This window comes from Mycobacterium sp. IDUB_28 (assembly GCF_055419285.1).
This window is the reverse complement of sequence record NZ_JBVAXK010000002.1, coordinates 315,479-329,985: the sequence shown is the minus strand read 5'-3', so window position 1 is coordinate 329,985 and position 14,507 is coordinate 315,479. Positions and strand designations below refer to the sequence as shown.

The 14,507-nt window shown below is 66.8% G+C and carries 10 protein-coding genes and 1 pseudogene; 6 read left to right on the top strand and 5 right to left on the bottom strand.

What is annotated here, in order from left to right; all coding sequences use genetic code 11:
* Nucleotides 1-7 precede the first annotated feature (7 nt).
* Together ACZYZ9_RS05425 and ACZYZ9_RS05420 are read left to right on the top strand one after the other, a co-directional pair.
* A complete protein-coding gene (locus tag ACZYZ9_RS05425) occupies nt 8-2,191 on the top strand; it encodes an adenylate/guanylate cyclase domain-containing protein (RefSeq protein ID WP_463825184.1) in 2,184 nt (727 codons plus the stop codon).
* Nucleotides 2,178-3,572 (top strand): mechanosensitive ion channel domain-containing protein, encoded by a 1,395-nt coding sequence (locus ACZYZ9_RS05420; protein WP_463825183.1) that lies wholly within the window; start codon nt 2,178-2,180, stop codon nt 3,570-3,572. The genes ACZYZ9_RS05425 and ACZYZ9_RS05420 overlap by 14 nt, the downstream gene beginning before the upstream one ends.
* Nucleotides 3,573-3,613: 41 nt before the next feature.
* Here the strand turns inward: ACZYZ9_RS05420 and ACZYZ9_RS05415 are convergent, their stop codons facing one another.
* The 5 genes from ACZYZ9_RS05415 to ACZYZ9_RS05395 form a co-directional block, all read right to left on the bottom strand.
* Entirely contained in the window at nt 3,614-4,315 is a 702-nt protein-coding gene (locus ACZYZ9_RS05415) for a GAF and ANTAR domain-containing protein (protein WP_463825182.1), read from the bottom strand.
* Nucleotides 4,316-4,494: 179 nt separating this feature from the next.
* On the bottom strand, nt 4,495-4,998 hold the full coding sequence (locus ACZYZ9_RS05410; RefSeq protein WP_463825181.1) for a 2'-5' RNA ligase family protein: 504 nt from the start codon (nt 4,996-4,998) through the stop codon (nt 4,495-4,497).
* Nucleotides 4,998-5,672: a dethiobiotin synthase gene (bioD, locus tag ACZYZ9_RS05405; RefSeq protein ID WP_463825180.1), complete on the bottom strand. Its 675-nt coding sequence runs from the start codon at nt 5,670-5,672 to the stop codon at nt 4,998-5,000. Before bioD ends, ACZYZ9_RS05410 begins: the two co-directional genes overlap by 1 nt.
* Nucleotides 5,669-6,814, bottom strand: a complete 1,146-nt coding sequence (locus ACZYZ9_RS05400) for an 8-amino-7-oxononanoate synthase (RefSeq protein ID WP_463825179.1) — start codon at nt 6,812-6,814, stop codon at nt 5,669-5,671. Before ACZYZ9_RS05400 ends, bioD begins: the two co-directional genes overlap by 4 nt.
* Nucleotides 6,815-6,819: 5 nt before the next feature.
* Nucleotides 6,820-8,133 (bottom strand): adenosylmethionine--8-amino-7-oxononanoate transaminase, encoded by a 1,314-nt coding sequence (locus ACZYZ9_RS05395; RefSeq protein WP_463825178.1) that lies wholly within the window; start codon nt 8,131-8,133, stop codon nt 6,820-6,822.
* 190 nt (nt 8,134-8,323) lie between these two features.
* Here ACZYZ9_RS05395 and ACZYZ9_RS05390 point away from each other — a divergent pair, with 190 nt between their 5' ends.
* The 4 genes and pseudogenes from ACZYZ9_RS05390 (at nt 8,324) to glgX (ending at nt 14,504) form a co-directional block, all read left to right on the top strand.
* The gene (locus tag ACZYZ9_RS05390) at nt 8,324-8,758 is read left to right on the top strand and encodes a hypothetical protein (RefSeq protein WP_463825177.1); all 435 of its coding nucleotides are present in this window, start codon (nt 8,324-8,326) and stop codon (nt 8,756-8,758) included.
* Nucleotides 8,759-9,093: 335 nt separating this feature from the next.
* A pseudogene (gene ripD, locus ACZYZ9_RS05385) lies at nt 9,094-9,774 on the top strand (NlpC/P60 family peptidoglycan-binding protein RipD); the annotation flags it as partial.
* Nucleotides 9,775-10,125: 351 nt separating this feature from the next.
* Entirely contained in the window at nt 10,126-12,270 is a 2,145-nt protein-coding gene (locus ACZYZ9_RS05380; RefSeq protein WP_463825175.1) for an acyltransferase family protein, read from the top strand.
* 53 nt (nt 12,271-12,323) lie between these two features.
* Nucleotides 12,324-14,504 (top strand): glycogen debranching protein GlgX, encoded by a 2,181-nt coding sequence (glgX, locus tag ACZYZ9_RS05375; RefSeq protein ID WP_463825174.1) that lies wholly within the window; start codon nt 12,324-12,326, stop codon nt 14,502-14,504.
* Nucleotides 14,505-14,507 lie beyond the last annotated feature (3 nt).

The following is a 14,507-nucleotide window of genomic DNA, read 5'->3' as shown; positions in this document are numbered from 1 at the left end:
AACCTCATTGACCTCGCCGAGTTCGACCGAAGAGATTGCTGCGGGCGACCCGCCCCCGACCGGCCGACGATGGCGGCGCCCGCACGTCGCGTCGTGGTTCAGTCTGCAATCCAAGGTGATGGCGATGTTGCTGGTCGCCAGCTTGATGTCGTTGGGCGTGATCGGGGTGGTCGGATACATCGCCGCGCGCAACGCGCTGTTACCGTCGGCCTCGGACCGGATGACACAGTTGCGCGAGTCGCAGAAGCGAGCCGTGGAGACGCTGTTCTCCGATCTGGCCAATTCGCTGGTGATCTACAGCCGCGGGACGACGGCACTGGAGGCGGTTCAGGCGTTCACCGCGGGTTTCGACCAACTCGCGAACGCACCCGTGGATCCCGCACAGCAGCAGGCACTGGTCACCTACTACAACGATCGGGTGATCAAGCCGGTCGAAAGCGCGACCGGCACCAAACTGGACCTCGATGCCCTGCTGCCCGCCAGCAACGCACAGCGGTACCTGCAGGCCCATTACACGGTGGCGCCGAATGCCTCAGCGCTCGACGACGCCGGCGACGGCAGCGCCTGGTCGGCGGCCAACGCCCGCTTCAACGAGTACTTCCGCGAAATCGCAACCCGCTTCGAGTACCGGGATGCATTGTTGCTCGACGCGCGCGGCAATGTCGTCTATAGCGTGCGCAAGAATCCCTCGCTCGGCAGCAACATCGCCACCGGCCCGTACCGTCAGTCCAATCTGCGCGGCGCCTTCGAGCGGGCGATGGGTGCGAACTCATCGAATTTCGTGTGGATCACCGACTTTCAACCCTATGCGGCGCAACTCGGCCAACCCGTCGCATGGCTGGTGGCGCCGATCGGAACGCCCGGTAAGGCCGCGGGGGTGCTGGCGCTGCCGCTCCCGATCGCCAAGGTGAACCGCATCATGACCGCCGACCGCAACTGGCTGGCCGCCGGAATGGGCAAGACCGGTGAAACCTACCTCGCCGGCCCGGACAGCCTGATGCGCTCGGACTCGCGGTTGTTCCTGGAAGACCCGCAGCAGTACCAGACCGAGGCGATAGCGGCAGGCACGCGGCCCGACACCATCGAAGAGGCGATGCGTTGGCGCGGAACGACACTGGTTCAGCCGGTGGCGACCGACGCGGTGCGTGCCGCGCAGCGCGGCGACACCGGCACCATGATTGACAGAGATTATCTGGGCCGGCGCGAACTGGTCGCGTACGCCCCGCTCTCGCTGCCGAATTCCGACCTGCACTGGACGATACTCGCGTCGCGAGAGACCTCCGAAGCTAACGCCCGGTTCCTCTCGCTCACCAAGACAATCGTAATCGCTACTGCGGCAATGGTTTTCGTGATATGCGTGGGGGCACTGCTGGTAGCCCAGATCTTCGTGAGACCCATCCGGCGGTTGCAGGCCGGAACCCATCAGATCAGCGCAGGCAACTACGACGTCGCCATACCGGTGACATCACGCGACGAGATCGGCGAACTGACCGAGGCTTTCAACGACATGAGCCACAACCTGCAGATCAAGGAAGAGCTGCTCTCGGAGCAGCGCAAGGAGAACGACCGGTTGCTGGGGTCGCTGATGCCCGAGCCGGTTGCCCAGCGATACCGCGAGGGCGAACAGACCATCGCGCAGGAACATCAGGACGTCACTGTCATCTTCGCCGACTTCGTCGGACTGGACGAAGTTTCCAACCACCTGTCCGGAAACGAATTGGTCGGCATCGTCGACGACCTCATCCAGGAGCTCGATGCAGCAGCGGAAGCGCTTGGCGTGGAACCGATTCGAACACTGCACAACGGTTACCTGGCCAGTTGCGGACTGAATTTCCCGCGACTGGACAGCGTGCACCGCACCGTCGAGTTCGCGGTGGAGATGCAGGCCATCATCGAGCGGTTCAACAGCAAGACCGGTTACCACGTGTCGCTGCGCGCCGGCATCAACACCGGTCACGTCATCAGCGGGCTGGTCGGGCGGTCCAGCATCGTCTACGACATGTGGGGCGCGGCGGTCAATCTGGCCCACAGCGTGCGTGGCAGCACCACACGGTCGGGGATCTACGTGACCTCTCAGGTGTACGAGGCGATGCGCGACATCCGGCAGTTCACCGAAGCCGGCGTGGTCAGCGTCGGCGGCCGGGACGTGCAGATCTGGAAATTGTCGGAGGACTCTGATGACCAGCACTGACACGTCATTCCTCTGGTGGGCCACCGCACTGGTGGTCGGTCTTCCGCTGCTGCTGATCGCACTGACCGAGTGGCACCACAGCCTGGTCCGCGGCGCCAGCCCACTGGCCCGGCCGGTGTTGCTGCTGCGCAGCTACCTGGTGCCGCTGGGGGCACTGTTGGTGCTGCTGGTCCAGGTCGCGAAGCTGCCCGCCGACGTCCCCTCGGTTCGACTGCTGGCCACGGTCTTCGGCTTCGTACTGCTGGTGCTGCTGCTCTCCGGGCTCAGCGCGACCGTGTTCGAGGGGGCCCCGCAGGGGTCGTGGCGCAGGCGGGTGCCGGACATCTTCCTGGACGTGACCCGATTCCTGCTGATCGGCGTGGGGCTGGCGGTCATCCTTTCCTACGTCTGGGGAGTGCGCGTCGGCGGTATCTTCACCGCGCTGGGCGTGACGTCGGTGGTCATCGGCCTGATGCTGCAGAATTCCGTCGGCCAGATCGTGTCGGGTCTGTTCATGTTGTTCGAACAGCCGTTCCGCATCGGTGACTGGCTGGACACCCCGGCCGCGCGCGGGCGCATCATCGAGGCAAACTGGCGTTCCGTGCACATCCAGACCGGCCAGGGACTGCAGATCACTCCGAACTCGGTGCTGGCCACGACGTCGTTCACCAATTTGAGCCGGCCGGCCGGTGCTCACATGCTGGTCATCACCGCCGCGTTCGCGGCGGCCGACCCGCCGGAACGGGTGTGCGCGCTGCTGACCCGGACCGCCGATGCGCTGCCGCAGCGCCGGACCGACTTCGACAGCACCGCCCTGCCCATCGGCACCGGCCAGTACCGCGTCACCATCGGATTGCGCTCACCGGCCGACGACTCCGCAGCGCAAGCCACCTTTCTGCGCTGGTTGTGGTACGCCGCCCGCCGCGAGGGGTTGCGCCTCGACGAACAGGACGACGACTATTCGACGCCGGAAAGGGTCGACTGGGCGTTGCGCACGGTGGTGGCACCTGCGTTGCGCCTGACCCAGAACGACCGGCAGGCGTTGGGCACGTACGGCAGGATCGTGCGGTACGCGGCCGACGAGATCGTCGAACACGCTGATCGGGTGCCGTCGAGCATGACGTTCCTTATCGAGGGCAGCGTGCGGTTGACCGCGGTCGCCGACGACGGATCGCCCGTGGTGATCGGCACCATGGACGAAGGTTCGTTCCTCGGTGCGACCGCGCTGACCCGTCAGCCCAATCTGGCCGACGCACGGGCGATCGGCGAAGTGACCGCGCTGCAACTAGATCGCGAGCATCTCGCTCAATTCGTGATGGGCAGGCCGGTGCTGCAGCAGGAGCTGGGCCGCGCCATCGAGAATCGGCGCGCCAGAGTGGAACAGGCGTGCGCGCAGGCGTAACGCGCGATCGCTGTCACGATCATGCCGCTGCCGCGGACGCCTCAGGACGGACGGTCCAGTCCCGCCTCGTGCTGTTCGACGATCCACCGCGCTATCTCGATGAGTTTGATGTTTCCGCGCTGCGACGTCTTGATGAGTAAGTTGAATGCCTGCAGGCCAGTGAGATTCATCCGCTGCATGATGATGCCTTTGGCTTGGCCGATGATGTCACGGGTGGTCAAGGCCGCGTCGAAGTGGGTGGCGGCGGCGGAGCCGGCGAGCGCTATCGAGGCATGCTGGGCCAGCACGAGTCCTATGTGGACCGAATCTTCGCCGAACACTCCGGCTTCGGCGGCGTACAGATTGAGCGCGCCCAGGTTCTGCTGGTTGACGAACAGCTGGAACGACAGGACGCTACCCATGCCCCGGTCCCGTGCCGCCCGGGCGTAGCGCGGCCACCGTTTCTCGCTGCTCAAATCGTCGACGAGCACTGTGTGGTGCTCTCGTAGCGCGTCCAGGCACGGTCCTTCATTCAGTGCGGTCTGCATCTCGTCCAGTTCGGCGACCCGTGGATCGGTCGGAACTTCAGCGCGCACCGCGCCTGCCTCGATGAGTGAAATCCCGGCCCACCGAGTGCCCGGCACCAGCGCGACCGCGCCCTCGACGATCGCGGCAAGGGTCTCACCGACGTCGGTCTGACCCTGCATGTGGACCGCCAGGTCGCCGAGAAGCGACGCGAGATCCTGCGCAGCTTCTCCGGCCATACCAAAAACCCTAATCCGCGTCGTAGAACGTCGCCTGGAGCGCCCCCGGCAGCCGGTTTCAGGACCGCCGAGGGCTGAGTGGTCCTGACATTCCGGACTGCCGTACCACCTGCCTCGCGGATACCCGGCTTCGGGACGAGTACGCCTGACGCAGGAGCCCCACGATCGCGGACGGTCCGCTAACCGAGCAGGTAGTCGACCCGCTGGTCGCCGTCCCAGCGGCGTAGCGCGGCGAACTGACCGACCAGCTGCGGTGGCCGGGTCACCAGGGGCAGCGCCTGCCCCAGTTGGGCGCTACCGACCCGGCGGGCCAACGTGACGTGCGCGGTCCACTGTCCAGGCAGGCTGTTGGGCATCGGGATCAGGTGCGCGTTGCACAACCGGTGCACCTCGGCATGCAGCCGCAGCAGCTCCCGGCTGGGCACCACCAGCCGGGTCAGCACCACCGGGTCCCCGCCGAACAACACCGGCGCACCGATCAAGCAGCGCAACGGCAACCGCCGCGCGACGGGTCGCAACAGTTCGTCGACGATGGGGTCGATGCGTTCGGCGACCACCACGGTGACATGCGGACGGCCCGGCGGGATGCGGACGTCGACGCTCGAGGCCGCCAGGTCGTCCCACATCCTGCGGAGGACGTCCTCGGTGTCGGGGTCGAACAGCAGCTCGATCGAATGGGCCATCAGCGCAACAGATTTCGTACCCATGCGGCATCGAACGCGGTAGTGCTGATGGCGGCGAAGTCGGCGCGCGACGCGGCTCCGGCGGGCAGCACCGCGCGAACAGTAGCCAGTTGGTTCAGCGCTTCCCGATTGGTTGTTTCCACCAGCCCCGGTTGCGCCGACCAGCTGCCGATCACCAGACCAGCGCACGAAATATGCTGTGCCGCAAGCGCTTCCAACGTCAATGCGGTGTGGTTTAGGGTGCCCAGACCGGCGCGGACCACGACCAGGACCGCGGCGCACAGATCGACGGCGAGGTCGCGCAGGGTGACGCCACCGGCTGCGAGTTCAACGAGCAGTCCACCGGCGCCTTCGACCAGGGTCAGACGTCCGGGGCGGTCCAGGTCGCGGATCAGACGCAGCACCTGGTCACGGGTGGGCAACTGCAGACCCGCCTGCTGGGCCGCGGCCATCGGTGACATCGGCAACTCGTAGCGCGCCAGCCCGGCAAGTTCGGTCACCCCGGACAGCCTGCGGATCTCCGCGAGGTCGTCGTCACCGTCGCGGATGCCGGTCTGGGCGGGCTTGCACACCGCGACATCGATACCGGCCTGGCGGGCGTGCGACGCCAGGGCGGCGGTGGCAACCGTTTTCCCGACACCCGTGTCGGTCCCGGTGACGACCAGAACGGTCAAGCGCGCGCCTGCAGCACATCGGCGAGCACGCGCCGCGCCAACTCCAATTCCTCGACGCTCAGCGACGCCCGGGCGGTCAGTCGCAGTCGCGACGTGCCGGCCGGCACCGTCGGCGGCCGGAAGCAGCCCACCTTGACCCCGGCGTCCAGGCACGCCGCCGCCGCGGCCACCGCCACCTCCGGATCGCCCAGGATCACCGACACCACAGCCGACTGCGGGACCTGCTGGACAGCGCAGACCCGGGCCAGCTCTGCTGCATGAGCAAGCACTGCGTCTGGTCGCCAGGTTTCCGTCTTGAGGAGTCGCAATGCCGCCAACGCAGCACCCACCGCTGCCGGCGCCAGGCCGGTGTCGAAGATGAACGGACGCGCCGCATCGATCAGGTGTGCGCGCACCTCGGCCGGACCGAGCACCACCCCACCCTGGCTGCCGAGTGCCTTGGACAACGTCGTGGTCACCACGACGTCGGGCGAACCGGCCAGTCCGACCTCGTGCACCAGCCCGCGGCCCCCGCCCCGCACGCCGAGCCCATGGGCCTCGTCGACGATCAGCAGCGCCTGGTTCCGCCGGCACACCGCGTGCAGCTCGCGCAGCGGGGCCAGTGCCCCGTCGGCGCTGAACACCGAGTCGGTGACGACGACAGCGCGTTCCTCGGTGCGCGACCCCAGCGCTGCATCCACCGCCGCGACGTCGCGACTGGGCGTGACCACCACGCGCGCCCGCGACAACCGGCAGGCGTCCACCAGGGAGGCGTGCGAGTAGGCGTCGGAGACCAGCAATGTCCCCGGGCCGGACAAGCTGACCACGGCTCCCAGGTTGGCGGTGTACCCCGAGGAGAACACCAATCCAGCAGCTGCGCCGACGTACTCAGCGAGCTCGGTCTCGAACTGCGCGTGCAATTCGGTGTCCCCGGTGACCAGGCGGGATCCCGTCGCACCGGCACCCCATATTCGCAACGCCTGCACGCCCCCGTCGATGACCGCCGGGTGCTGGGACAGTCCGAGGTAGTCGTTGGAAGCCAGATCGAGCTCGGTGCCCACCGCGGGGCGGGGACGCAGCGAGCGACGCAGCCCGGCCGCGCGGCGCTGCGTTTCCACCGCCGCCAGCCAGGCCAGCGGCGAGGTCTCGATGGGGGCCTGCATGGCGTTCAGCCTACGAGGCCCGCGACCTGCACCATCGCCGAGGTGATTCGCTCGATCTCGGCGGGGCCGCAGATATAGGGCGGCATGGCATAGACCAGGTTGCGGAACGGGCGCAGCCACACCCCGCAGTGCAGCGCCGCCGGCGTGGCCACCGCCAGATCCACGGACCGGGCGCACTCGATGACTCCGATTCCGCCGCACACCCGCACGTCCACCACCCCGGGCAGCGCCCGTGCCGGCTCCAACCCGGCCGTGAGGCCGACGGCGAGCTCGTTGACTCGGGACCGCCAGTCCTGGGCGAGCAGCAGCTCGACGCTGGCCACCGAGACCGCGCAGGCCAATGGATTGGCCATGAAGGTGGGCCCGTGCATCAGTGCACCCGTCGACCCGGTGCTGATGGTGTGCGCGATTTCGGTGGTGCACAGTGTCGCGGCCAGGCTGAGGTAGCCGCCGGTGAGGGCTTTGCCCACGCACATGATGTCCGGGCTGACACCGGCGTGGTCGGCGGCGAACAGTGCGCCGGTGCGGCCGAATCCGGTGGCGATCTCGTCGAAGATGAGCAGCACGTCGTGACGGGTGCAGATGTCGCGCAGGTCTGCCAGGTAACGCGGATCATGAAACCGCATACCCCCGGCGCCTTGCACCAGGGGTTCGACAATCACCGCGGCCAGCTCGGCGGCGTGCGCGACGAGCTGCTCTTCAAACGCTGTGCTGTAGGCGGCGTCGTAGTCGCGTGGCACCTGCGGGGCGAACACCTGGTCGGCCAGGACGTCGGTCCACAGCGAGTGCATCCCGCCGTCCGGGTCGCAGACGCTCATCGGGGTAAAGGTGTCGCCGTGGTAGCCGCCGCGCCAGGTCATCAGCCGGTGTTTGGCCGGCCGGCCTCGGCTGCGCCAGTACTGCAGCGCCATCTTCACAGCGACCTCGACCGACACCGAACCGGAATCGCTGAAGAACACCGTTTCCAGTCCCGGCGGGGTGATCTGCACCAGCAGCCGGGCCAGCCGGGCCGCCGGTTCGTGGGTCAGGCCACCGAACATGACGTGGTTCATCGTGCGCAGCTGGGCGGTCATGGCCGTGTCGAGCATCGGGTGGCCGTGGCCGTGTATCGCGGTCCACCAGGAACTCATGGCATCGAGCACCTCGATCGGGCGGCCGTCCCGGATCAACGTCAGCCAGGCGCCGCGGGCGGCGACGGCGACGACGGGCGGGATCGCTTCGCTGCCGATGGTGCTGTAGGGATGCCACAGATGAGCTGCGTCGATCGCGCTGATCTGCTCGGGAGTCAACCCCGGGCCGGGAAAATCGGCCGCTGCCACGGAGATCGACAGTAGTCCAGCAGTCCCGCCGGGTTTCTCGTCTGGTGTGCGGCCACGGCTTCGGTAGTGAAGTCAGGGCGCAGAATGTCCGATTTTTCCGCCGTCACCTCGCTGGCAAAGCCCTGATTCACACTCAACACGTGACCGGACTCCCCGCGTGGAGTCGCGATATGCCCGGCCATCGGGAAGCATGCTTGGCGTGGCTGCACCGAATGAATCCCTCGACACGGGCGACGACGCGCCGCAGTCGTACGACGAATCACGCCCCCGCGTCATCCGGCTGCGCTTGGCCCCCTGGGACGTGGCCACCATGTTCGTGCTGCTGGCGTTGCTGATCGCCGCTCTCACGATGACCACCTGGCCGACGCGGCTGTTCGCCTTCACCGACAACGTCTGCCAGGGCGAGGACTGCCCGCCGGTGCCGTTCGGCGTGAATTACTACATTTTCCCGCTGGTGTGGGGTGGCATCGGCGCAGCCGGTACCGCGGCGTTGGTCGGTCCCTTCGTGTCGCTGGTGAAAGGCTGGTTCATGTCGTTCTGGCCGATCGTTGCGGTCGGCGTCCTCAGCCTGGCGTCGGTCCTGGGCCGGGCTCTGACCGATTTCAGCGCCACCTTCGGGCGCTGAGTTCCCGACGGCAACATCACGCCCCGGCAACACATCTGCCAGCGAAATCCTCACGGCTATTACGAGATTGGCCGGTCCCGTCACCGTCTGGTCACGTTCTCACAAATTCTCTTTCGGCTCCCTGGCCAACACTCTTCTCTGTTGTCAAAGTGGCTGTAGTGACTGGTGTGAATACAACGGGCTTACCGACTGGTTCACCGCACCAAGTGTCATCCAGCGGCGCTCGGCCCCGACGTGGCGGCCGGATCGCGTCCGTCGGGGAACGACGGCGGATGCGCGCGGTCACCGCGCTGAGGCACCGAGGGGCCAACGGGCCCCAGAAAAGAGGCAACGAGATGAAACGCGTTTACGCCTTCGCGATCGGCCTGATGATGCTGGGAGCGCCGATGGCAACCACAGCAGGACTCGCGTCCGCTGATCCGTATACCAGGCCGGCCGATTCCCAGCAGGCCGTCGACACGGTGATCGCCCGCGGTCTTTCGCAGCGTGGCGTGCCGTTCTCCTGGGCCGGCGGCGGTGTCACCGGGCCCACCCGCGGCACCGGTTCCGGGATCAACACCGTCGGCTTCGATGCCTCCGGTCTGATGCAGTACGCCTACGCCGGTGCAGGGCTCAAGTTGCCCCGGTCCTCGGGTCAGATGTACCGGGTCGGCGAGAGGGTCGCGCCGCAGCAGGCCCGCAAGGGTGACCTGATCTTCTACGGCCCTGAGGGCACCCAGGCCGTCGCGATGTACCTGGGCAACGGCCAGATGCTCGAGGTCGGCGACGTTGTCCAGGTTTCCCCGGTGCGCAGCAGCGGCATGGCGCCCTACCTGGTCCGGATTCTGGGTGCGCAAACGGCCCCGGCGCCGTTGGCCCCCGCGCAACAGGCACCCGTCCAGCAGGCGCCGCTGGCCCAGTCTCCGGCGCAACAGGCTCCGCTGCAGCAACAGCAGTTGCCCGCCCAGCAGGCACCGCTGCAGCAGGCGCCGGTCCAGCAGCTGCCTGGGCAGCAGGCGCCGGTGCAGCAGCTGCCTGGGCAGCAGGCGCCCTTGCAGCAAGCCCCGGTGCAGCAGCTGCCCGGCCAACAAGCGCCACTGCTGCAGGCTCCCGCGCAGCAGGCGCCACTGCAACAAGCCCCCGCCCAGCAGTTACCCGGGCAGCAGGCCCCGCTACAGCAGGCCCCCGTGCAACAGCTGCCCGGTCAGCAGGCTCCGCAGCAGCAGCTGCCCGCCCAGCAGGTGCCTGGCCAGCCGGTACCGACGCCGCCCTTGCAGTTGGTGCCGGCTGCGCCCGCCCGGTAGCCTCCCCTCTCCCGGCAGGCTCCCGGCGACCGCCACTTGCTCCGGCAGGAGCAAGTGGCGGTTTTCGGTAAGTTAGCGGTGATCATGCAGACTTCGACCCCGCCTAGCGCACCGGCCGCCGACCCGGCGTCGGGCGCGATGGGCACCCGTTCGTCGGGGTTCTACCGCCACGATCTCGACGGTCTGCGCGGCATAGCCATCGCGCTGGTTGCCGTGTTCCACGTCTGGTTCGGCCGGGTGTCCGGCGGCGTGGACGTCTTTCTGGCCCTGTCCGGGTTCTTCTTCGGTGGCAAGGTGCTGCGCGCCGGGCTGGGCGGGTCGCTGTCGCCGGTGACCGAGTTCGTCCGACTGGTGCGCCGGCTGTTGCCGGCGCTGATCGTCGTGCTGGCCGCGTGTGCGCTGCTCACTGTGCTGGTGCAGCCGCAGACCCGGTGGGAGACCTTCGCCGACCAGAGCCTGGCCAGCCTCGGCTACTACCAGAACTGGGAGCTGGCCAATTCGGCCTCGGACTATCTGCGTGCCGGGGAGGCTGTCAGCCCGTTGCAGCACATCTGGTCCATGTCGGTGCAGGGCCAGTTCTACGTCGCGTTCCTGATTCTGATCGCCGGTTGCGGTTATCTGTTCAGAGCCCCGCTGGGCAGACATCTGCGGACCTTGTTCGTGGTGGTGCTGAGCGCGCTGACGGTGGCGTCGTTCGTCTTCGCCGTCGTCGCTCATCAGGCGAACCAGTCGACCGCGTACTACAACAGCTTCGCCCGCGCGTGGGAACTGTTGCTGGGCGTGCTGGTCGGCGCCCTGGTGCCCTATCTGCGCTGGCCCATGTGGTTGCGCACCGGTGTCGCCACCGCGGCGCTGGCGGCGATTCTGTCCTGCGGCGCCCTGATCGACGGTGTCAAGGAATTTCCCGGCCCGTGGGCGCTGGTGCCGGTCGGCGCCACGATGCTGATGATCCTGGCCGGGGCCAACCTGGCCGCCGATCCCGCCACCGGCGGCAAGATGCCGCTGCCCAGCCGCCTGCTGGCGGCACGGCCGCTGGTGACGCTGGGCGCGATGGCCTACTCGCTGTACCTGTGGCACTGGCCGCTGCTCATCTTCTGGCTGTCCTACACCGGCCACAAGCACGCCAACTTCGTCGAGGGCCTGGCCGTGCTGCTGGTGTCCGGGGTCCTGGCGTACCTGACTTCCCGGCACATCGAGGATCCGTTGCGCTACCGGGCATCTCCTCAGCCATCTCACGAGGCCACCTGGCAGGTTCGACTGCGCCGCCCGACCATCGCGCTGGGATCGGTCGTGGCACTGCTGGCCGTGACGCTGACCGCCACGTCGTTCACCTGGCGCGAGCACCTGGTCGTCGAGCGGGCCTCGGGCAAGGAACTCAGCGGGCTCAGCGCCGCCGACTACCCCGGCGCCCGGGCCCTGACCGAACACGTCCGGGTGCCCAGTCTGCGGATGCGGCCCACTGTGCTGGAGGTCAAGGAGGACCTGCCCGCCTCCACCCGCGACGGCTGCATCAGCGATTTCGTCAACCCGGCGGTGGTGAACTGCACCTACGGCGACACCGACGCGCCCCGCACCATCGCGCTGGCGGGCGGGTCGCACGCTGAACACTGGCTCACCGCGCTTGACCTGCTGGGCCGCATTCACCACTTCCGGGTGGTGACCTACCTGAAGATGGGTTGCGCGCTGTCCACCGAGCAGGTCCCACTGATCATGGGCAACAACGCGCCGTATCCGCAGTGCCGCCAATGGGTGGAGACGACGATGGCCAAGCTGGTCGCCGACCGTCCCGACTACGTGTTCACCACCACCACGCGCCCCTGGAATATCAAGTCCGGCGACGTGATGCCCGCCACCTACATCGGCATCTGGCAGACGTTGTCCGACAACAACATTCCGATCCTGGGCGTGCGGGACACCCCCTGGCTGGTCAAGGATGGACAGCCGTTCAACCCGGCCGACTGCCTGGCCAAGGCCACCGGGTCGCACTCGTGCGAGATCAAACGCTCCGAGTTGCTTTCCGAGCGCAACAGCACGCTGGACTTCGTCGGGCAGTTCCCGCTGCTGAAGCCTCTGGATCTGTCCGACGCGATATGCGAGCCGGACACCTGCCGAGCGGTCGAGGGCAACGTGCTGATCTACCGTGATCCGCATCACTTGACCCCGACGTACATGCGCACTTTGGCGCCCGAGCTGGGCCGGCAGATCGCGGCGGTCACCGGCTGGTGGTGAGGGGTCTTCCCGCATACCGTCCGGTGTGACCCCGACACCGTTAAGGTCGAGTGATGGCCGGGACCGACTTCGCGTTTGACGGCGCCGACGAGTCGCCGTCGGTGAAGATGGTGTGGCCCGGCGCGCCGTTTCCGCTCGGCGCCACGTATGACGGTGCCGGCACGAACTTTTCGTTGTTCTCCGAAGTTGCCGACCGGGTCGAACTGTGCCTGATCGCCCGTGACGGCACCGAGACCCGGATCGAACTCGACGAGGTCGACGGCTACCTCTGGCATTGTTATCTGCCGACTGTTACACCCGGGCAGCGCTACGGATTTCGCGTACACGGACCGTTCGATCCGGCGGCGGGCCATCGCTGCGATCCCAGCAAGCTGCTGCTCGACCCCTACGGCAAGGCGTTCGTCGGCGATTTCACCTTCAGCCAGGCGCTGTACTCCTATGATCTGGCCGTCGCGGCCCAGGACCCGTCGGAGACCGGAATTCCGCCGATGGTCGACTCGCTCGGCCACACGATGACCAGTGTGGTGATCAACCCGTTCTTCGACTGGGCATCGGACCGCGCGCCCTGCACGCCGTACCACGAGACCATCATCTACGAGGCGCACGTCAAGGGCATGACGCAAACCCATCCCGGCGTCCCCGCCGAACTGCGCGGCACCTACGCCGGGCTGGCGCACCCGGTGATCATCGAGCATCTCAAGTCGCTCAACGTCACCGCCATCGAGTTGATGCCGGTGCACCAGTTCCTGCACGATCACCGGCTGGTCGATCTCGGTTTGCGAAACTACTGGGGCTATAACACATTCGGCTTTCTCGCCCCGCACTACCAGTACGCGGCGACCCGCAAGCCGGGCGGCGCGGTCGCCGAATTCAAGTCGATGGTGCGCGCCTTCCACGAGGCCGGCATCGAAGTCATCCTCGACGTCGTCTACAACCACACCGCCGAAGGCAACCAGCTCGGACCGACCATCAACTTCCGAGGCATCGACAACGCCGCCTATTACCGGCTGGTCGACGGAGATCTGCGGCACTACAAGGACTTCACCGGCACCGGCAACAGCCTCAACATGCGCCACCCGCACACCCTGCAGCTCATCATGGACTCGCTGCGCTACTGGGTGCTCGAGATGCATGTCGACGGCTTCCGGTTCGACCTGGCGGCCACGCTGGCCCGCGAGTTCTACGACGTCGACCGGTTGTCGGCGTTCTTCGACCTGGTACAGCAGGACCCGGTGGTCAGCCAGGTCAAGTTGATCGCCGAGCCGTGGGATGTCGGTGAAGGCGGTTACCAGGTCGGCAATTTCCCAGGTTTGTGGACCGAGTGGAACGGGAAATACCGCGACACTGTGCGCGACTATTGGCGGGGCGAACCCGCAACCCTGGGTGAGTTCGCTTCCCGGCTAACGGGTTCGTCGGACCTGTACGAGGCGACGGGGCGGCGCCCTTCGGCCAGCATCAATTTCGTCACCGCGCACGACGGCTTCACGATGCATGATCTGGTGTCGTACAACGAGAAACACAACGCCGCCAACGGCGAAGACAACCGCGACGGTGAAAGCCACAACCGGTCCTGGAATTGCGGCGTGGAAGGCCCTACCGACGACCCGGAGATCACCGAGTTGCGGTGTCGTCAAATGCGCAACTTCTGGGCAACGCTGATGGTCAGCCAGGGTACGCCGATGATCTCGCACGGCGACGAGATCGGTCGAACCCAATGGGGAAACAACAATGTGTACTGCCAGGACTCCGAATTGTCCTGGATGGACTGGTCATTGGTGGAACACAACGCCGACCAGCTGGCGTTCGCCCGCAAAGCGACGACGCTGCGCAAGAGACACCCGGTGTTTCGGCGCCGACGCTTTCTGAAGGGACAGCCGATCCGCAGCGGTACCGGAGTGCACGACATCAACTGGCTGACGCCGTCCGGGCAGGAGATGACCGCCCAGGACTGGGACAACGACTTCGGTAAATCGATCGCGGTGTTTCTGGACGGTCAGGCGCTGGCCGAACCCAACCGTCGTGGCGAACGGGTGGTCGACGACTCATTTCTGTTGTGCTTCAACGCTTATCACGAAGAGGTGACCTTCGTAATGCCCCGCGAAGAATATGCCCGAGAGTGGATCGTGGAACTCGACACGACCTGTCCTACCGGCGCGTCCGAGCGGGTGTTCCGAGATGGCGAAGAGCTGGTAGCCCCCGGACGATCCATGTTCGTGCTGCGTAAGACGTTGTGACGC